Origin of the sequence: Nonomuraea sp. NPDC050328, assembly GCF_044459405.1 — a bacterium.
In the GTDB taxonomy this organism is placed as follows: domain Bacteria; phylum Actinomycetota; class Actinomycetes; order Streptosporangiales; family Streptosporangiaceae; genus Nonomuraea.
Genome location: NZ_JBITIW010000016.1, coordinates 94,129 through 114,669 on the forward strand (window position 1 = coordinate 94,129; position 20,541 = coordinate 114,669).

15 protein-coding genes are annotated in these 20,541 nt (G+C 65.0%); 2 read left to right on the forward strand and 13 right to left on the reverse strand.

Going from position 1 to position 20,541, the window contains the following annotated elements; translation table 11 throughout:
- Positions 1–162: 162 nt before the first annotated feature.
- The 12 genes from ACIBG7_RS40395 to ACIBG7_RS40450 form a co-directional block, all read right to left on the reverse strand.
- The gene (locus ACIBG7_RS40395) at positions 163–1,302 is read right to left on the reverse strand and encodes a site-specific integrase (protein ID WP_357918835.1); all 1,140 of its coding nucleotides are present in this window, start codon (positions 1,300–1,302) and stop codon (positions 163–165) included.
- Positions 1,299–1,517, reverse strand: coding sequence for an excisionase family DNA-binding protein (locus tag ACIBG7_RS40400; RefSeq protein ID WP_357918837.1), 219 nt, complete (start codon positions 1,515–1,517; stop codon positions 1,299–1,301). Before ACIBG7_RS40400 ends, ACIBG7_RS40395 begins: the two co-directional genes overlap by 4 nt.
- On the reverse strand, positions 1,514–3,085 hold the full coding sequence (locus ACIBG7_RS40405; RefSeq protein ID WP_397339697.1) for a replication initiator: 1,572 nt from the start codon (positions 3,083–3,085) through the stop codon (positions 1,514–1,516). The genes ACIBG7_RS40400 and ACIBG7_RS40405 overlap by 4 nt, the downstream gene beginning before the upstream one ends.
- Positions 3,082–4,500: a cell division protein FtsK gene (locus tag ACIBG7_RS40410; protein WP_397339698.1), complete on the reverse strand. Its 1,419-nt coding sequence runs from the start codon at positions 4,498–4,500 to the stop codon at positions 3,082–3,084. Before ACIBG7_RS40410 ends, ACIBG7_RS40405 begins: the two co-directional genes overlap by 4 nt.
- Positions 4,501–4,583: 83 nt before the next feature.
- On the reverse strand, positions 4,584–4,820 hold the full coding sequence (locus ACIBG7_RS40415; protein ID WP_397339699.1) for a hypothetical protein: 237 nt from the start codon (positions 4,818–4,820) through the stop codon (positions 4,584–4,586).
- Positions 4,817–5,077 (reverse strand): hypothetical protein, encoded by a 261-nt coding sequence (locus ACIBG7_RS40420; RefSeq protein ID WP_397339700.1) that lies wholly within the window; start codon positions 5,075–5,077, stop codon positions 4,817–4,819. Before ACIBG7_RS40420 ends, ACIBG7_RS40415 begins: the two co-directional genes overlap by 4 nt.
- Positions 5,074–5,478, reverse strand: coding sequence for a plasmid replication, integration and excision activator (locus tag ACIBG7_RS40425; RefSeq protein ID WP_357918852.1), 405 nt, complete (start codon positions 5,476–5,478; stop codon positions 5,074–5,076). Before ACIBG7_RS40425 ends, ACIBG7_RS40420 begins: the two co-directional genes overlap by 4 nt.
- A gap of 134 nt (positions 5,479–5,612) precedes the next feature.
- A complete protein-coding gene (locus tag ACIBG7_RS40430; protein WP_397339701.1) occupies positions 5,613–6,437 on the reverse strand; it encodes an integrase in 825 nt (274 codons plus the stop codon).
- 2 nt (positions 6,438–6,439) lie between these two features.
- Entirely contained in the window at positions 6,440–7,279 is an 840-nt protein-coding gene (locus tag ACIBG7_RS40435; RefSeq protein WP_397339702.1) for a sigma factor-like helix-turn-helix DNA-binding protein, read from the reverse strand.
- Positions 7,280–7,676: 397 nt separating this feature from the next.
- The gene (locus tag ACIBG7_RS40440; protein WP_397339703.1) at positions 7,677–8,063 is read right to left on the reverse strand and encodes an ATP-binding protein; all 387 of its coding nucleotides are present in this window, start codon (positions 8,061–8,063) and stop codon (positions 7,677–7,679) included.
- A gap of 120 nt (positions 8,064–8,183) precedes the next feature.
- On the reverse strand, positions 8,184–9,020 hold the full coding sequence (locus tag ACIBG7_RS40445) for a helix-turn-helix domain-containing protein (RefSeq protein ID WP_397339704.1): 837 nt from the start codon (positions 9,018–9,020) through the stop codon (positions 8,184–8,186).
- Positions 9,021–9,203: 183 nt separating this feature from the next.
- Positions 9,204–9,626, reverse strand: coding sequence for a hypothetical protein (locus ACIBG7_RS40450; RefSeq protein WP_357918867.1), 423 nt, complete (start codon positions 9,624–9,626; stop codon positions 9,204–9,206).
- 356 nt (positions 9,627–9,982) lie between these two features.
- On the opposite strand from ACIBG7_RS40450, the gene ACIBG7_RS40455 reads away from it, so the two are divergent.
- Entirely contained in the window at positions 9,983–10,189 is a 207-nt protein-coding gene (locus ACIBG7_RS40455; RefSeq protein WP_357918870.1) for a hypothetical protein, read from the forward strand.
- 42 nt (positions 10,190–10,231) lie between these two features.
- On the opposite strand, the gene ACIBG7_RS40460 is transcribed toward ACIBG7_RS40455, so the two are convergent.
- Positions 10,232–11,173, reverse strand: coding sequence for a tyrosine-type recombinase/integrase (locus ACIBG7_RS40460; protein WP_357918873.1), 942 nt, complete (start codon positions 11,171–11,173; stop codon positions 10,232–10,234).
- A gap of 1,133 nt (positions 11,174–12,306) precedes the next feature.
- On the opposite strand from ACIBG7_RS40460, the gene ACIBG7_RS40465 reads away from it, so the two are divergent.
- Positions 12,307–20,538 carry a LamG-like jellyroll fold domain-containing protein gene (locus tag ACIBG7_RS40465; RefSeq protein WP_397339705.1) on the forward strand — a complete coding sequence of 2,744 codons (8,232 nt, stop codon included), beginning with the start codon at positions 12,307–12,309 and terminating at the stop codon, positions 20,536–20,538.
- Positions 20,539–20,541: the final 3 nt, after the last annotated feature.

Consider the following 20,541-nt stretch of genomic DNA (forward strand, 5'->3'; position numbering starts at 1 on the left):
CCATCGCCTTTCAAACAAGCGTTCTAATTGCTTTGCAAGCAGGATGTCAGGAGTTCGAATCTCCTAGGCTCCACCTCGCTTCACCTGCAGAAAGCCCAGGTCAGACATGATCGTCTGCCCTGGGCTTCTGTGTGTCTGGGAGGAATTCGGGAGGCGTGCCCGTCACGTGCCCGATCGGTTCCTCAGAACCCCGCGGGCAAGGTCGTCAAGCTTCCGCGCCACCTCGCGCTGACGCTCATCGGTGGAGTGCTGGTAGATCATCGCGGCGCGGGTGCTGGAGTGACCCATCCTCGCCATCAGCTCACGGATCGATGCCCCGGCGTTGGCGGCAAGGGTGTTTCCGGTGTGCCGGAGGTCGTGAAAATGAATCTTCGGTAGCCCGGCATCCTCCAGAGCCTTGGGCCACACGCGGCGGTTGAAGTTGCTGTTGCGGAGCGGACCATCGTCGGGCCCGACGAACACCAAGCCTTCATCGCCGTCCTGGGCGAAGTCCTTGAGGTGTGCTCGGAGCTCATCCACGATGAGGCCGGGAATCACCACGGTGCGCTTGCCGGCCTCTGATTTCGGGTCGGTGAAGACGAGCCCCTTCCCGGTGAGGTAGATGAGCTGACGTTCCACGCGGATGGTCTGCTCGTCGAGGTTCAGATCCCTCTTCTGAAGGCCGGCCAGCTCACTCCACCGGAGGCTCGCGAAGGTCCCCAGAAGAACCAGGGCGCGGTAGCGGTTGCCGATGGCGTCCACGAGCTTGTAGACCTGCCCGACTGTCAGGATCTTGCGTTCCGCGGACTTTTCCTGCCCGGCTCCCTTGATTCGGCACGGATTGCGCTTCAGGAGTTGATCGTCCACTGCTGTGGTGAAGATGGCCTTGAGCAGCCGGTACGCCTTGGCCGCGGTCACCGCACTGACTCCGGCGTCGAGGAGCTTCTTCCGCCAACGCCGAACGTGCGGCTCCTTGATCTCGTTCATGGCCTTCTCGCCGAAGGTGGGTACGAGATGTGTGCGCAGCAGGTAGCCGTACAACTCGATCGTGCGGGGGCGAAGGTTCGGCCGCTCGTTGATCCAGTCCTTGCCGTACTTGCCGAATTTGATCTTTCCGGCGTCGGGATCAATCCACTCACCTTCCAGGATCTCGGCCTCGGTTCTGGTCAGCCAGATCTCAGCGTCGGTCTTGGTGGCGAAGGTCTCAGGCGCCGGGCGGTCGACGCCATCCGGACCCGGATAGCGCGCTTGGTAGCGCCCGGACGGGAGTTGCCGTACACGGCCGAAGCGCCGCTTGGTCGCCTTCTTCTTCCTGACGGTCACGCGGCCCTCCTTCGGCGGGTGGTGATCGGATGGACGACGCCGGCGGCGATGAACGCCTCAAGCGCGGCTTCGGGGATACGCACCTTGCGGCCGACATGGACGAAAGTGATGCGGCGTTCCTCGATCAAGCGCCGAGGGAAACGGACGCTCGTGTTCAACCGCTCGGCGACCTCTTCGACGGTCAGCAACCGGCCCTGGGTGAGGTCTTGGGTCATGCCGCGCCCTCGTTTCTGCCCGTCGAGTGGCCTGCGGCTCTGGCTTCGAGGGCCAGGAGGCTGGCGCGGAACTGTTGTCGTCGGGCGATGCCTCTCATGAGTTGGGTTGCTCGGGGTGTTCGGGTTGGGTCGTTGGTGGAGACCGGGTGCCAGATGTAGCGGTGCGGGTCGTTGGTGGTCGGGTCGTCGAGGCCGAGGAGTTCCATGGCCCAGGCGCGGCGGTCCTGCTTGTGGTCGCGGAGGGTTTTGTTGGACCACTTGCGGGAGACGAGGACGCGGCGGCCGGCGTAGCCGAGGTGTTCGGGGCGGTGGGCTTTGCCGCGGCAGTGGCCGGGGGTCATGCCGGGCTTGGGGTCCTTGGGTTGGATGCCGTAGCGGAGCCAGTTGGCGCAGGCGGGCGAGCAGGGTTCGTAGCGGAGGGCGTCGAGGAGGCGGGTGGTGTGGTCGTGGCGGGCCTGGTCACTGTCGTTGAAGGGGGCGCCGAGGGACTTGGTGAGGTACTTGGTCAGGTAGCCGAGGGCTCGGTTGGCGGCGGGGGAGCCGGCCAGGACGCCTTGGACGTCGGCTTGGTCGCCGAAGCGGACGACGTGTGAGGGTTCGTCGAGTTGGTCGAGAGCTTGGGTCCGGGTGGGGAGGTATTCGCCTGTCTCGGGGTTGAGGTAGCCGTCTTCGTCCCAGGCGGGTTCGTAGTCGACGGGGTTGTCCGAGGGAGGCCACCAGACCTGGTGGTAGGTGGCGGCGGCGATCTGCTTCATCTCGGCGCGGGGCAGGGTGCCGCGGATGGCCATGTGGAGGTGTGGGGCGAGGCGCTTTTGGGGTTCGACGGTGGCGAAGTACTGGACGTCGTAGCCGGCGACGCGGCGGAGGTTCTGGGTGAAGCGGTCGACGAGCTTGGAGAAGTGGATGGCGTCGCGGGCGGCGCGCCGGTAGTCGTAGGTCGTGGGGTCGACGGGGACACCGTTGCGGATCTTGCCGTACGACGGGAGGGTCAGGGTGACGAACATCGAAGGGCGGTAGAGCTGGCCTTGAGGGCCGGTGAAGGTGCGGCCCAGGGTGGTCGGGCGGCGGGTTCGGCGGGGCAGGTCGGGGGCGTCCTGGCGGCGGCGGGTGGTGCGGGTGCGGCGTGCCGTACTGCGGTGGGAGGCCAGGGTGCCGCGCATGCCTGCTTGGGTGATCTCGGCGTCGATGGCGACCAGGGCGGCGGCCCAGTCGGCGGCTTCAGCTTCGGTAGTGGCCTGGTCGTGCTTGGCCTGGATGTCGGCGCGGAACTCGATGAGCCAGCGCTGGTCGTCAGTGGCTTCGGCGGGGTCGGCCGTGGGCTCGTGGTCGAGGTGCCAGCCCTCGCGGCATTGGGCCTTGCGGAGCTGCTGGTTGCGCTTGGCGCAGGGCGGGCACTTGGCCTCCTGCGTGGCGCCGCAGGGGAGGTCGAAGGGGATGATCTCGCCGGTGGTGGTGTCCTGGCGGCGGAGTTCGATGGGGCGGATGCAGACGCCGTTGTTCTTGGCGATCTCGATGGCGACGTCCAGAGCCAGGGGCATCGCCTGCCGTACGAGCCGGGGCAGGGTCACATGGCCTCCCGGAAGAGGGCGGTCATGGCGTTGATGTCGGCGTCGGAGACGTAGGCGGCGCGGGCACGGACGGGGTCCGGGGAGGACTCCAGGCGGACGTAAGCCACGCCGGCGCCGAGGGCCGGGATCGGTGAGATGTGGTCGGCCAGTGCGCCCCGGTCGCGGGCGCCGTCGCCCAAGACCATGTCGACCTGCTCGGACTCGTCGAGGCGGAGGGCGATCTTGTCGGGGAAGAGGTTGCGGATGGTGATGACGTCCTTGCGCGGGTCCTGGAGGGCGGCGAGGACGCCGACGCCTACCGCGCGGCCCTGCGTGGTGAGGGTGGCCAGGGCGGAGGAGATGCGTTGCCGTAAGGCGCGGTCGGACTGGTAGGCGGTGAGGAACGCGATCTCGTCGACGACCACCAGGACGAACGGGTCGCGGGTGGTGGGGACGTGGTCGCGCTGCACTCCGGCGAAGCGGCCGGCGCGTTCGCGCATGACGGCTACGGCCTGGTCGAGGAGGTCGGCGCAGTCGGCCGGGTTGGCGGCGTAGCGGTTGCCGAAGACAACGCGGCCGAAGGACAGTTCCATGAGCTTGGGGTCGAGAGCCCAGATCTCGGCGAGGCCGGAGAGCACGGCGGGGATGAGGCCGCGGATCGCCGACCAGAGGATCGAGCCCTTGCCCGCTCCGGTGGCGCCGGCGACCAGGACGTGGGTTCCGTGGAGCTTGAGGCGCCAGGGTCGGCCGTCCTCGGTGCGTCCGATCTCGATGGGGCCGACCGTGGGTTTGGCCGCGAAAGGTACGGCAGGCAGTGGTTCGGCGAGAGGGTCGTGACGCGGGAAGGTGAGGCGGAGGCGGCCGGCGCGTTCGACGCTGACGCGGCAGGACGGGGCGCCGAAGCCGTGGGCGAGGTGTTCGATGCGGTCGGACCAGTCCTTGGCGGCTTGGCCGTCGAGCATCTTCACGGTGACCACGTCGGCCCGTGAGGTGCAGGTGACGCGGAGCAGGCGGGGCATGTAGTCGCGGCCTCGCAGGTGGCGGCCGAGGCCCGAGACGGTCATGACCGGTTGCCAGTGGCGGCGGTAGATCCAGATGAGCCGCCACCAGGCGAGCAGGCGGTGTCCGAACCACGGGAGGACCTGCCGCGGGTAGGCGACGGCCCACGGGGTGATGAGCGCGATGGGTGTCGCCAGCGCCATAGCGGCGAACTGCCAGCCGTACAGGCTGAAGAGGGTTCCGGGAGTGATCGTGATCGTCGCGGCGATGGGGTGTCGGACCAGGGCGCGGATGAGGCCGATGATCAGGCGAATGGCGAAGATGACGATGGTGACGATCGCCGGGGTCTGGACGATGGCCGGACGGAAGACGACTGCGGTGTCCGGGGTGGTCGAGACGATGCCGGAGACGGGATCACCAGGCAGTTTTCTGAGCATTAGGCTTGATGCCTTCCTTGATGTGAGAACCCAGGGGAGAACCGGGGCCGCCGGAAGTTGGCGCTTCTGGCGGCCCGCTTGGATCACGCGTTCTTGGCGTGGAGCTGTTCGCAGGCGGCGAGGTACTCGGCGGCGGTGCGGGCCAGGGCCTTCGCGAAGGCAAGGTCGTTGTCGGTGAGCGCGGCGTCTTCCTCCGTGGAGAACGAGACGATCGAGGAGCCGAAGGTGAGATCGAAGATCGGCGTACGACCGGCGTAGGTGTAGCAGCGGACTCGGGCGTTCTCTCCGGTCGAGAAGAAGTGGTGACTGCGTCGGCTCATCCGCGGGCCTCCTCGGAGGCGGCGCGGAACATCTGCTCGATCGAGGCGGCGAAGGCCGCAGTCTCGGCCGCCAGTTCACGGGCGAAAGCGACGTCCGCCTTGGTGACGCGGTCGGTGAACGACGTCGTGATCAGGACCGACGTGGTGTCGAAGTCGAGGGACAGGACCGGGGTCCGTCGCGGGTAGGGGTAGGACTTGGCGTTCGACGGAGCGCCCGCCTTCAGCGTGATCACCGAGACCGGCCGGGGGCGCTTCACGCGACATCCTTGGAGGAGTACGTGCGCGGGGCGCGGATGCCGGTGGCGCGGAGCGAGTAGGCGAGCCGGCCGGTGTTCATGGCGACGTACGGCGTGACCGTCATGCCGTCGAACTCGACCGGGACGATCATCGGGCCGGAGGCGGGCGCCGGCGGCACGATGGGCTGAGTGGGGGAGAGGATCTTCACGGCCACGGTCTTCTGGGAGAGCTTCACCGTGGGGTCGCCGTCCATGACCGCGACCTGCCAGACGAGTTCGCCGGTGGTCTTGTCCTTGGCGTAGACGACGCGGTCCTTGGTGGAGGCGTCGAAGTCCTTGACCTGCTCGACCTCGCTGACGAGGAAGCAGCCGTGCGGGAAGACCTGCTCGAAGTGGACGGGGATAGGACCTTGGATGGCCATGTGGCTCCCTCTGTGTACCCCCCTAGACATTGAGCGCTTGGTGCGTTCGAGGTCGGCGTCTAGGGGGCTATGCACTGAAGGTAGATCGGTGATTCAGAACTGTCTAGGGGGGTGGACGAAATTCTCTGGCTTCCCTAGAAGAACTTCCAGAACATGGCCGTAGCGTCGTCGAACGCCTTGCCGCGAGGCCACCGTGCGCCGTCGAGGTCGCTGGTCTCGGCCTCACGGACAAGCTTGATCAACTCGTCCGGCCCGGTGAGCGCGAGCAGCCCGAGTGCTTCTCTCCAGCTCGCCAGCGCGAAGCGGTCGACCAGTCGGGATGCCCCGTCACTGAGCAGCGCAGCCGCCTTGACCGTGTCTGCCGGAACGCTTCCGGTCAGCGCTTGATCAGCGGCCAGCGGGTCAACCGCAGCCACCCAGAACCCGCCGTCCCTGTTGCGGTGATCCCGAAGGGTCTCCACGTACGCCCGGTGCGCGGCTACGTGTTCGGGCGTGCCGGCGGCAAGCGCGTCCATGGCTTTCCGGTACGGCTCGCCTACCAGAGCCTCACGCTCGTCGCAGATGACCATCGGCTCGTCGGTGCCGACGACGTCGAGCAACAGGACCGAGTCAGCAAGGACCAGCCACTCAACGGCGCTTGCCGTACGGCGGAGCATGACCACCGTCGCGGATGGAGAGCCGGGGTGGGTGAGGTCGCAGGTCGAGTCATGCAGTGAGGCGACGGCCTTGATCCCATCAGCCAGGACCTCCGTCAACGAGGTGTCCTCGTCGCGACTCATCCCCGCGAGGAGGGACGAGCCGAGCGCCTGCACGAACCACGGCACCCCATGCGAGCACCCGGCATCCGAGCCGACCGGCGTACCGACCCCGTCGAGCAGCACCGCGGCGTTAGGCGTCGCCCCCGCGAAGTCCTCGTTCGGCCGGCCTGGAGCTGCTTCGGTGGCGAAGGCGAGGCGCACGGTCAACTCTCCTCGTGGCGGTAGAGCGGGCTGGCCAGTTCTGCCCGGACGGGTTCCCCGGTCGCCGGGTCGTACTCCACGCCGATGACGGTGGAGAACCGCTCTTCGCCGACCTGACCCCACAGGGTCGCGATTTCGGAGGTGAGCAGGTCGACGACACCAAGGGTCCCCTGCGGGTGGATGCCGGTGAACACCAGCACGTTGCCCTGCCCATCGGGCCGGGGGAGTCGGCCGAGGTACGCGTAGTCGACCGGGCGGGCCGGGTCGGAGTCCTCTCCCGATCGATACACCTCGCCGGTACGGCTGTCGCGCAACGTCCAGGCGCCGTCCTTGACCCACTCGATCACCGGGTCGGACTCGTACAGCGCGCCCATCACGGGCGAGAGCTTCGGCCCGCAGATCACGATGAGGTTCGGGCGGTTGAGGTCGATCTCCCCGCCGAGCGGGACGTGTTCGAGGTTGGCGGCCATGCCGAAGCCGCGCGCCAGGTCCTCCAGCCGCTTGGCCGCGGTGACGTCCTCGATGGCGACCACGGGACGGGCGTTGTTCGCCTCCCGCTTGAGCGGAGTCGCCAGCGTGATCGTCCCAGTACCCAGGAACGCGCCCTCTGGCGCTGGCCCCGTGTGCTTGATCTGGTGAATGCGCCCGCGCGACAGCCCCGCTTGCTGGGCGATCTGGGCATAGGAGATGCCTTGGGCGTGAAGCTCTTGAATCACCCGGCGGCGGAGCCTCGCCAGCTCGGTGACCTCCAGTTGTGCCGCGCTCAGTCGCTCGGTGGCTTGGCGGATCAGCAGGTATGGGTCGTCGATTGCGGCGATACGCTCAAGCTCGCTGGGTGGCACGGTGGTTCCCTTTCCGTGGTGCTCCACCGAGTCTAGGCCCCTAGACGATTCACCGTCGATCCCTCTAGACAGTACGGATTTGAGGGCTTCCCTGGTCAGTCCGCTTACCGCCTTGATTGCCGATCGCCGTTTTGGGACGCCGCGCGTCAACGCGCCCTGCCGTTGAGCAGGTCTGTCCACAGGCTGTGGGCTTCCGCCCTGAAGAGCCGCGCGGACTCTGCCTCAGGGGCACTTCGGTACAAGAAGTACAGACCGGCCGCACTCCGGAGTTCGTAGAACGTGGCCTGACAGTCACACGTCCACTGGACCACCCGAACGCGTTCGTCCCTACGCGGTTCGCCCCACTCGATCGCTTCGTAGTTCGGATCAGCGGCCGGCACATGCACCGCGTAGCACGTCATGACCCACTCGCCAGAGCCAGAGGTGACACTTCCAGGACCGCCCACACCGTCCGGCCGTAGTCATCGCCCGCTACGCCCCACTTCGCGGACAGCTCGGACACGATCGCCAGCCCTCGTCCTCCCGGTTCCGTGGTGCAGAGCGGGAACAGCATCGGCCGGCGCGGCCCGCCCTCATCCCGCACCTCCACCCGGAGCGAGGAGCCGACGACTTCCAGGGTGACGACGAACCTGCCGCCAGGCCGTCCGCTGTGGCTGTGGCGGATGGCGTTGGTGGCCAGCTCGCTCACGATCAGGATGGCGTCGTCGAGCGTGGGCCAGGCGCCGAGGAAGGCCGAGACGAAGCGGCGGGCTTCGAGGATGGAGATGGTGGAGCCGAGGAACATGCGAGATACGCGCCAGGGAGGCATGGACGTCTCCGATGTCTAGGGGGCTATACATCCATGGCAGCAGCGTATGAGTGTCGCAGGGCTTGACTCAAGTTATCTCACTTATAAATAAGTGAGTTAGTCGATGTTCTTCAACTGCCGAAAGTCCGCGGCGACTCGGCCGAGCAGTTCCCGCATCTCGTCCCCGAAGATCGCCACACCCTCGAAGGCCCGGAAGGTCTCCAGGTGAACCCGGACATCATCGGCATCCGTGATGATCGCTTCCGAGGTCAGCATCTCGACAACACTCGCCTTCTCATCGAAGACCGTGAACCCGTGCAGGGGGAGTCGCGGCACTTGAACCGCCCACGGCACCACCCCAAGCCGCACGGTAGGCAGCGTGGAGAGCTGCATGAGACGATCAAGTTGAGCGTCGACCACAGAGACAGGCCCAGGCCACGTTCGTACGGCGCCCTCGGTGAGCACGAAGGAGAACTCCCGCCCCTCCTCGAAGAGCACAGCCTGCCCTTCGACGCGGATAGCAGCCGCCCGAGAGATGGCATCCTCTTGGCCAGCTCCACCAAGACGAAGGGCCAGCCGTGCGTACTCCGCCGTCTGAAGCAGAGCGGGAATCATCGCCGGCTGAAACGAGTCGACTCGACTCGCGGCACGCACCCGTGCCACATCAGCTTCCTCACGGCCGGCCAACCCACCCTTGAGTCGTGGGATCTCCTCACGAAGACGCTCAAGCAGGTTATCCAACTCACCCCGCGAAGCATCCGACAGCGACAGCCCCTCAACTAGCCGCTCAACCGTCTCGGGCAGCGGCAGCAGTTGCCCGGTCTCAATCTGAGAGATCGTCGGCTGCGTAACCCCAGCGCGCGCGGCCAGCTCCTTGCCTGTGAGTCCTACGCTCTTGCGAAGACGCCGAACCAGAGCGCCTAGCGCCCGCAGCCGCTCCCGACGATCGTCCACATTCAGCGTTCTACCATCCCTCAGACCGCGTCCTCAGTTGTGGAAGCGGATCACTGCCGAATTGTTCTTGTAGGGATCAAGGGCGGCGCTCCGCACCGCCACGCGGCCCGAGCTTGCGGCCCGCACGCTGCGCGTGCGGCCTGGAGGCCGTTCTCGCGCACGGTCCGCCACTCGGGCCGCGACCTACTGGAAGGCTGCCAAGATGTCCATGGTCGAGTCGTCACGCTTGCTGGCCATGAGGTAAACGACTTCGCCCTCCCAATCGGTGGACACGCCGTCGAGGCCATCAACGCATATGACGCACTGCTCATCGTGCGGCTCGTCGATCCGGCTCCACCCCTTGACTAGGAACTTCTGGAAGATCTGTTCACTATCCATCCGTACACTCGCCGTGAATGAGATAAAGCCACCGGACCCAGAGTCGCAGTCATTCCCCTCTTCGAGAGTGACGGCAACAGCCTCGGGGAGAAGCCCCGACACGATCTCCTTGAGATCTCTGATGTCCGCGTTGGCCGCTGCCTCGCATCCGGGCCAACAACCAGTCATCAACACGGATAAGACGAGTCCTGCCGCGAGAGCAGCACCAGTCCTTGCAAGCCTGTCCATCGGATGACCTACTCCTTAAGGTTTCCGGCTAGCGCGGCAGCGGTACAGGCACTACACCTCCGGCGGGGGTACTCCGGCTCCAGGATGATCGCCGTGCTGAGTCTGGGGTCCGTAGAGGGCTGAGGTGGAAGCCTGATCATGCCGTCCGCCATCGTCCCGGGACAAGCCGAGCAGCCCAGGGCCATGGGGCCAAGGTCGTTCGTCCGGTGGGGCGCTCCACCTTGTCCCCATGGCCCTGGCCCGCTTCCCCTTCGGGCGGGACGACGGCAGAAGGCATGATCAGGCGGGTGGGGTGCGTGCGGCGCGCTTCTGCCTGGACAATGCCATCTGTGGAAGTCGTCCGAGTCTCCGCTGACATGATCACCGTAGACCTCAGCCCGGACGATGCTCTCGCCATCAACAACGCCCTCAACGAGGTATGCAACGGCATCCACCTTGATGAGTGGGACTTCCATACCCGCATGGGTGTCGAGCGTGATCACGCCCGCGCTGTGCTGCGGGTAATCAACGACTCTCTCAATCAGATGAAAGATCAGCGCTTGGCCGAGGGCAAGGAGTGGTAGGACCGCAGGTCACCACTTGATCGCCGTGCCATTAACATGCCATTAGCGCTTCTTCTTGATCTTCCCCTTCCGCTCGGCCTTGACCCGCGCACTCAGCGCGTCGGCGATCTTCTGGTCTGCGTCTCGGGTGGCGTGCTGATAGATCAGCGCCGCCCGGTCGCTGTCGCGGCCCATCCGAGCCTTGAGGTCCGCGATGCTCGCTCCGGATTGAGCCGCGAGGGTGTTGCCCGTGTGGCGGAGATCATGGAAGTGCAGTCCTTGGATCCCCATTTCGTTGAGCGCTTCCGCCCATTTGGCTTCCCTCCTGAAGTTGCCGCCCCGGAGGAAGGCGCCGCGCTTGCCGAGAAAGACGAAGGCGTCCTCCGCCTCGTCGACATACGCGGCAAGATGGTCAGCCAACGCCGGGACGATGACGGACGGGATGGCGATCGTGCGCCGGCCTGCGCGCGACTTGGGCGGGCCGAGCTGCATGATGCCGCCGTCGAGTTCGAGGAGTTGCTCCCGCACGCTGACCGTGCGCGCGGTGAGGTCGAGGCTTCGCCGGCGCAGCGCGATCACTTCACCCCACCGCAGGCTCGCGAAGGTCGTCAGGAGGATCAGCGCCTTGAACCTCTTGTCCGCCATCCGGTCGGCCAGCTCGAAGACCTGAGCGAGAGTGAGGATGGGGCGCTCCGGGGTGTGCTCGTTGTCGGCGCCCTTGATACGGCACGGGTTTCTCATGATGATCTTGTCTTCCTCGACAGCGGTCATCAGTACGGCCCGCAGCAGCCTGTATGCCTTGGCCGCAACCGACACGGACACACCGGCCTTCAGCATGTCGGCTCGCCAAGCGCGAATCATCGGCGTCGACAGCTTGCCCACCGCCACGCCACCCAGGCCCGGCACGATGTGACGGTTGAGCAGCCACATGTAGCCCTCGATCGTCTTGGGCCGGAGGCCGGGACGCTGGCTGATCCACGTACGGGCGTAGTCGCTGAGCAGCACCTTCCCGTAAGCCGGGTCCGTCGCCGGTGATGATCTGAGATTCGATCAAGGTGAGCGCGCGGTCGGCGTCGGTCTTCGTCGCGTAGGTCGTCTCCCCGGTCCTGATTTGACCCGACAGGTGATCTACGGCGGAGACGAGTTGCGACCCTCGTAGGGGGGCGAGGAGCCGAGAGCAGCGTGGAGAACTTGCTGCGGACAGCAGCCCCTTTGCCTGCAGGCATAGGAACGTCCGCCACCAGGTCCCGATGCTTCGCGGCGCCGGCGATTGTCGGCGTGAACGCAGAATCCGCCGGACTGTCGCCGCGCTGACCCGCACACCGAGCCGCATCCGTTCGCGGTGGACCCGCCGGTACCCCCGCCTGGGATTCTCCTGGGCCAGACGAAGGACCAGGTCTCAGACCTCTTTGCCTGTTCCGGGACGGCCGGTACGGTGGGGTAGAGCCATGCGCGTCTGATCAAACGATGATGCCAGGCCAACAAGGCGCCCGGGGCGACCAGTTGATGAGCCCGCAGCATCGACGGCAAGAAGCGGGCCAAGGCCGCGAGAAGCGCCTTACCGGCCCAGTCCGGCTTCGGCCGCACAACCTGACGCTTCAACACCACCACCTCGTGGCGGAGCACCATGATCTCGACATCCTTGGGCGCCTGGCTACGCCCCATCAACGCCAGCCAACCAAGCACCCGGATCAAGGTTAGATATAGCAGACGAATCTACACGGCCCGCGATCTTGCCTGCGCGGCGCCTGGAGGTCAAAACCGCAGATCAAGCACCACACCAGGAGTTTGAAGCGCTATAGCTCCCAGCCCAAGGATCACGCAACGCCACCACCGATTGCCGGCCAGGGCCGATTTCTAGACAACCCCTCACTGCACGGGATACCGCCACGCCCGAATTGATCACTCTCTGTATGGGGAAATGCATGTTTTCCTCCTAGATAAGATCGTGATAAAGATCCATCTTGACGTCCAGTGTCGGATTTGTGATCTTTGGTCTGTTTGATCACATACCGCGCACTCGGTGCTCGCCGAGAGCTTGCTTTCGGCATGGAGTGTGGGTGCGCATGCGCCGTACGTCGTCATGGCTTCGTTCTGGTCACGTAGTGGCTGCGGCGTCCTTGATTCTGATTCAGCTCGTGGCATTGCCCACTCGTGCCGAGGCGCAGATCGGGTCACGAGTCGAGGAGAGGTCTGCCGAAGTTTCCGGACCGGTGGACACGCCGAAGCAGCAGGCGGGCTCGGCCAAGGGATTGCCCCCTTTAGTAGGCACGGAGCAGACCCAGCCAGCGGCTGCCAAAGGACAGGGCAAGAGCGGCGGCGTTCAGGTTTCGGCGCCTGCTGGAGCTGTCGCTGAAGAGCAGCGCAGTGCGTTGGCACGTGACGTGGCGGCTGCGGCCACGTACGACTGTTCGACCATCCGGCAGTGGCAGCCAGACGTGATCTACAGCACTGGCCAGTGGGTCCAATACCAAGGCTTCGTCTACCGGCGCAACCAGATGTATCCGGGCGATTACACCACCACCCCAGGCGGCACCTACTGGGACGGCGTCGGCGCGTGTGCGGCCCCAACGCCGACTCCGACCCCTACGCCGCAATATCCCCCGACGCTTACGGCCGCCTTTCCTCTGAACGGCATGCTGATCAACTCGCGGACCCCGCTGTTCGGAGGCAGCGCCTACAGCAACATGGGCTCCTCCTCTCTGACCTATTCCTTCAAAGTTTGTACGAACCAGGCTCTGTCGACGGGCTGTGTGTCCTCGGGAAGCCTGGGGTCGAACATCAGAACCTGGCGAGTGCCGACGGGAAGCGCGCTGGCCTGGAGCACTCAGTACTGGTGGCGGGTCACCGTCGTAGAGCCGTCCAACGGGATGTCGACCTACTGGGATAGCTCCTTCACCACAGGTGTGCGGCAGCCAGCGGTCAACTCACAGTTCGCCAGCTCAACCGGAGGCCTGCCGTTCGAACCGTCAACCGGCAACTTCACCACGACCGCTACTGACGCGGTTGTTGCGACAGCAGGCCCCTCGCTGTCGGTCGTGCGGTCATACAACAGCCTCGACCCCCGCCGCAGCGGCACGTTCGGTGCCGGATGGACCTCGCGCTGGGACATGAAGATCGTCGCAGACGACTGGGCCGACACCTCCGACACGACGAAGCCGACCCGGCTGACGGTGACTTATCCCGACGGCCGTCAGGTGCGCTTCGCTCCGAACGCTGACGGTACCTTCCAGCCGCCTCCTGGCACCTACGCGACGCTCACGAAGATCGCAAATCCGGACCTGGCCGGCTGGCGGCTGACCGACAAGGCGGGCACCTCTTACTTCTTCGACCTCTCCGGCCGCCTGACGAAGATCGCCGACCTGCGGGGCCGTACACAGACTCTCACCTACAACGGCGACGGCAAGCTGTCCACGGCGACCGCCTCGGGCGGTCGGTCGCTGACCTTCACCTGGACCGGCGGGCACGTGACCCAGGTTTCCACGAACGAGGCGAACGGCGCGCCGCTCACCTGGACGTACACCTACGAGGGCGACAAGCTCATCAGCGTGTGCGCCCCTGTGGCCGATACCTGCACCACCTACGCCTACACGAGCGGCTCGCAGTACCTCAGCGCGGTGCGAAACTCCGACCCCATCGGCTATTGGCGCCTCGGCGAGGCCTCCGGCACCAAGGCCAAGGACTCCGGCTGGGGGGCGGGTGACGCGAGCCTGACCGGGGTGACGCTCGGACAGGCGGGAGCCGTTGAATCGAGCCCCGACAAGGCCGCGAAGCTCTCCGGAGCGGGGACCATCTCCCTGCCCGACCACGCGATCGCCCAACTCGCCGGCTCCGCCTCGATCGAGACGTGGTTCAAGACCTCTGCAGCCGGTGTGATCATGGCAGCAGGGACCGACAACGGCAGCGACCCCGCCCGCTCTCTGGTCTACGTGGGTTCGGACGGCAAGCTACGCGGCCAATTCCGCCCCACCACCGGCACGTCAGCGATCGCCCCGATCACCTCCACGGCCGCAGTCAACGACGGCCAATGGCACCACGTCGTGCTCACCCTGTCGGGCACAACGCAGCAGATGTTCCTGGACGGCCAGAGCGTCGGTACGGCGACAGGCTCAGGCTTCGGCGGCTGGCCGGTGGGCGCCCAGATGGGTAATGGCAAGCTGGAGGGCGGTAAGTGGCCAGGTGGGCCGGCAAGCACGGCAAATCTGCCGCTGAACGGATTCCTGGACGAGGTCGCCCTCTACGACCGGCCCCTGTCGGCCGATGACGTCGCGATCCACTTCGCCGCACGTGGGGCCGCGCCGCACCTCATGTCGAAGATCACGCTGCCGTCCGGCCGCGTCGGGATGGAGGCGACCTACGACCCGGCGACCGACCGAGTCAAGACACTCACGACGGCCCACGGCGGCGCCTGGCAGCTCGGGGCGCCCACGGTCAACGCCAGCACCGGCATTGCCACCGTGACCGTGACCGACCCGGCCACGAACACCCTCGGTTTCGAGTTCGACTCCTGGCGCGGCGACCGGCTCGTATCGCAGACAGATCAGCTCGGCAAGAAGACCGCGTACGCCTATGACACGGGCGGTTTCCTCTCCAAGGTCACTGATCCGAATAACAATGCCGTCCAGCGCACCTACGACAAGCGCGGCAACGTGCTCACCACGACCACCTGCCGGTCCACGACGAGCAATTGCCAGACCTCGCGGTCGGAGTATTACCTCAACACCTCCGACCAGCTCGACCCGCGCAACGATCGCCTGGTCAAGAGCCGGGACGCGCGCTCGGCATCGGCCACCGACAACACTTACGCCTCGACTGTTGAATACACGGCCTTCGGCGAGGTGTTGAAGGAGACCACTCCGGCCACCGCTGACTTCCCGGCCGGCCGTTCCGTCGGCTACGCCTATACCGACGGCACTGAGGCAGCCGTCGGCGGCGGCGTCACCCCCGCCGGGCTGCTGAAGACCAAGACCGACCCGCGCGGCAATGAGTGGACCTACCGTTACACCGCTGCCGGCGACCTCGCCGAGCAGACCGACCCCGAGGGCTTGGTCACCAAGCTCGCCTATGACGAGATCGGACGGCTGGCTGCTTCGACCCAGGTTTCGGACGCGCATCCGAACGGCGTCACGACCAGCTTCACCTACGACAAGCTGGGTCGGATCCTCACCCAGACCAGTCCCGGGATCAAGAACGAGATCAGCGACGTCACGCACACCGCGAAGACCACCTTCACTTACGACGCGGACGGTAACAAGCTCACCGCCACTCTCGCCGACACGACCGGCTCTGACCCCGACCGGGTGACGACCTACACCTATGACACCAGCGGACGCCTCGACACCGTCACCGGCCCCGAAGGCGGCCAGGTCACCCAGACCTACAACACGCTGGGCCAGGTGGTCACCACGAAGGACGCCCGCGGCACTGTCCTGCAGTACGGCTACAGCAAGCGCGGCGAGAAGATCACCACCACGCTGAAGGGCTGGACCGGCAGCCCGGTCGCTCCGCAGGCGGCGCAAGACGTCGTGGTGGAAGCCCTCGCCTACGACCCCGCCGGACGGCTCGCCTCCCGCGTCGACGCCATGGGGCGGAAAACCTCCCTCACCTACTACACCGACAATCTGCCGTGGCAGACCATCGCCGACGACGTCAAACTCAACGGCTCAACCACCGCCCGGGACGTGGTGCTGGAGGAGAACACCTACGACGCGGCGGGCCACCGTACCAAGCAGGTCACCGGAGGCGGCCGCCTGACCGCCAGCGCTGTGTACGACGCAGCCTCCCGGGTGACCTCGCAGAACATCGACCCCGCAGGCGTGAACAGGACCACGACCTTCACTTACGACGCCGCTGACAACGTGCTCAAGACGGCTCTGTCCGCCGGCGGAACCACCAGAGTCGAGACTCGCGAGTACGCCTACACCAAGACCGGACAGATCAACCGCGAGACCGTCGAGAACGGTGCCGAGGACATCGTCACCACACGAACATTCGACGACCGTGGCCTGCCCGTCAGTGTCACCGACCCACGCGGCAATGTCGCCGGCGCGGATGCCGCCGCCTACACCACCACGATGCGTTATGACGCGGCCGGACGCCTGGTCGAAGTCATCGCACCGCAGGTCGCCGTCGAGAAGGAGGGCGCGACCACCCTTAAGCGGCCATCGGCCCTAATGGGCTTCAACACCGCCGGCGAGCAGACCCACCAGACCGACGCTGAAGGTCGCACCACCACGACCACCTTCAACAAGGCCGGGCAGCCGACCAAGATCACTGCGCCGTCCTACACTCCCCCGGACACTACCGGCCGCGTCGGCGGCGAAGTCGGCTGGTGGAAGGCGGACGAAGGCAGCGGCACGGTTCTCAACGACTCCTCCGGAGGTAACCACCCGGCCACTCTGGTTGGCCCCACCACCCGGGTAGACGGCCGCACTGGCGGAGCCGTCGCCTACACCACGGGTACGCACGCAGTGACCTCCGGGCCAGTGATCCACACCAACCGCAGCTACACAGTGTCCGCCTGGGTGAAACTGGCTCGGGATGACCACCACGCCGCCGTCGTCGGCCAGGACGGAACCGTCAACTCGGCCTTCAAGCTGGTCTTCTCGCCTAACGACAAGAAATGGCGGATGCTCACGTATTCGGCCGACGTCAGCGGGGACCCCGGCGTAAAGATCGTCTCGAGCAATCTGGCCAAACTGAACCAGTGGACCCACCTCACCGGGGTATACGACGCGGAGCAGAGCAAGATCCGCCTCTACGAAGACGGCGTTCTGGCCGCCGAAGGCGCCTACACCAGCACCTGGGATGCAACCGGCAGCTTCCTCATCGGGCGCACCAAGTACGACAGCGGCTACCAGCACTCCTTCCAGGGCGCCATCGACGACGTCCAGGCATGGGACCGCGTCCTGACCGCAGCGGAGATCGCTTCCGTCGCAGGGGTATCCGGCTCGCCCACCCCAGACGCACCGATCACGCCTACCGTGAAGAACGAGTACAACAGTGCGGGCCAGGTGACGAAGACCACAGACCCGCGTGGCTTCGTGCGCAGCATCGAATACGACCAACTCGGCCGTCCTGTCCGCGTCACCGACCCTGCGCCTCAGAACGAAGCCCCCGGCCGCTGGGTCACCGAGTACGACCTGCTTGGCGAGAAGCTCGCGACCGTCGACCCGCTCGGCGCCCGCACCGAGGCCACCTACGACGACTTGGGCCGCCAGATCACCGCAACCGTAATCGAGCGCAAGCCGACCACGGCCGCCTACACCACCAAGCTCGAGTACTACGACAGCGGCCAGCTCTCCAAGAGCATCGCCCCCGGCAACCGCACCACTACCTTCACCGTCAATGCGGCAGGCGAAATCACCGCCGTCACCGATCCCGAGAACCACACCACCACTAGCACTTACGACCTTGCTGGCCGAGTGGTGAAGGCGACCGACCCGCTGGGCAACGCCACCCAGACCGACTACGACCTGGCCGGCCGCGCCGTCGCCGTCAGAAACCTCGGATCCACCGGCACCATCCTGCGGACAGGTACCGTCGACTACGACGCGGCTGGCAACGCGACCAGCACCACCTCTGGGGAGGGCAACACCACACGCCAGTCTTTCGACGCTTTGGGCCGCGTCACCTCCCTGATCGAACCGATCACGGACACCAAGTCGATCACCACCACCTTCGGCTACGACGCAGCCAGCGCTCCCACCCGCCTCACCGACGCCCGCGACAACACCACCTGGACCACCTACAACTCTCTCGGCCTGCCCGAGTCGGTCATCGAGCCCTCCACTACGGCCCACCCTGACCCCTCCGACCGCACCTGGACCACCAGCTACGACGCCGCTGCCAACCCGGTCAGCATCCTGCAGCCCGGCGGCGTGCGCACCACCCGTGTCTTTGACCATCTCGGCCGCCTCACCTCCGAAGAAGGCGAAGGCGGTGGCGCGGTCACGGCCTCCCGCGCCTTCGGTTACGACGCCGTAGGCCGCCCGACCAGGCTGGGCGACCTCAGTGCGGACTACAACGACCGCGGTCTCCTCACCAGAATCTCCCACGGCACGGTTCAGCAATCGGCCTTTGTCTATGACGAGCTTGGTCGCACCATCCAACGGGAGGATGCCTCGGGCTCCTCCATCTTCACCTGGGACAACGCAAGCCGCCTCAAGACGGCCACCGATCCGGTATCCGGCCGGACCCTCACCTACGGCTGGGACGAGGCGAACCGACTACGTACTTTGGCCTCGGCCAGCGACAGCCAGATCTTCGACTACGACGCCCAAGACCGCTTGATCAGCCATCAGGTAAAGAGCGTCGGTGGGACAGAGCTCGCAAAGATCACCTACGGCTGGGACAAGGACGACAACCTCACCGCGAAGACCACCACAGGCATAGCCGGAGCCGGAGCTAACACCTACGCCTACGACAAGGCCGGTCGTCTGACCTCGTGGACGGCTCCGGACGGATCCGCCACACCCTACGAGTGGGATGACGCCGGCAACCGGACTAAGGCAGGCAGCAGCACCTTTACCTACGACGCGCGCAACCGCCTGACCTCAGGAGGGGGAACTGACTACACATACACCCCCCGAGGAACGCTCGCTAGCCAGATGAAGGACGGTCAGACCACTGCGCTGGCCTTCGACGCCTTCGACCGGCTCATCGCCGATGGAGACAGCCTCTACAGCTACGACGCCCTCGACCGGGTGACAAAGCGCACCAGGGGTACGGCTCAGCAGGTCTTCTCCTATCTCGGCGTGTCGAACTCGCTATCCGCGTTGTCTTCTAGCGAAGGGCCCGTGGCGAAGTATGGCCGCGATGCCATTGGCAACATCATGAGCCTGCAGGAGGGCGCCGCATCTGCGGTAACAACAATTACTGACCTTCACAACGATGTTGTCGCTACTTTCAACACTAGCGGGTTGACGAGCTCGACTATGTTCAGCCCCTTCGGTGAGATATTGCAGCAGACAGGAGTAAAAGCCAGCCTCGGCTATCAAGGGTCATACACCGATCCGGATACTGGGAAAGTCAACATGCACGCACGTTGGTATGCACCTGAACTGGGTGCGTTCACTAGTCGCGACAGCATGTCCCTCGACCCAAGCCCTAGCGTCCAGGCCAACCGGTACGCATATGCAAACGCTGGGCCAATGACAGGCATCGATCCGACCGGCCACAATCGGGTAGCGGTCGGGGCTGGAGCTGTGAAACCGCTTGGCGCAACGGGCGGGCACGGGTCGATTGATTATTCATCTGCTGCCACGGGCGGCGGTATTTCTGCTGGCTGTCAGTACGCAATGTGTATAGGCGGAGGCGGAGGTTGGGATAGGCATCCTGTAGGAATGGCTGCTCACTGCCCTTGTGAGAGTTCTGGGCCCTACCTGTCGGATGAAGAGGCTAAACGGATTGATTATATGCCAAATGGACGGCCGGCGCCAAAGGGCTACTGGGATAATCCCAAAGCAGGTAAGTCCTACATGGCAATGTACGATCCGACCGCCCCCGACGCTGCATTGGCGAATCTTTGGAAAATCCTCACCCACAAGGGCAGCTCAAATGGTAAGGGCGTAAGGTCCTCCGCCCCTCCCGCCGAAGACAGGCCCAACAAAGGTTATAAGGTCTGGTGGAATGGGAAAGAGATTACATTCCCCTCAAAGGCCGCTGCGAAGAAATATATACAAGGGATGGCTGACTCTGGAAAAATAAATACCGGAGGTGCCGGGTATTGGTACTGGTCCCTGGACGCGGAAGAGAAGCTTCAGAAAGACATTTGTAGCAAGAACCCGACTTGGTGTCAGCCTGCCGACACTACTCGCTGGGTTCAGGAAGCATCCGTCCGGATGGCCCTCGGCGCCATTGGAATCCACGGCGTTGACACTCTCTTGTATAATGGGGACGTCGGTCTCGGCATGCAGCCTAAAAACGCAAGAGGAGGAATTTATCTGATTGTCGATCCAGATGGAGAAATATTAAAGGTCGGTAAAGCTTTCACGTTCTCTGTACGTGTTAACAACTATCAAACGAAAGGCCCCTATCGAGACCTAAATAAGCCCGGCGGTCATCGCATGATGATTCTCTGGCGCACGGGTGATTCAAACGTTGATGATGGTGGAGAGCACATCATGTATCATGCGCTTAAGAACGCTGCGCACCTGGAGTTGCCGCACAACCGCAATGAGCCACTCTCTGATCCTTCTAAGCTTAAGAAGGGGGCAGATGTGACCGAGGACTACGCTCATTCGCGAGAGCGTGCTCTCAAAGCTGCATATAGATTCTTCATGAAATACAACTATCCGATTGTGGGTACTGGCACTCCACAGCTCGGCATCAAAATGCAGATCGCTGGACAGACTATCTATCGGCGATAGGCG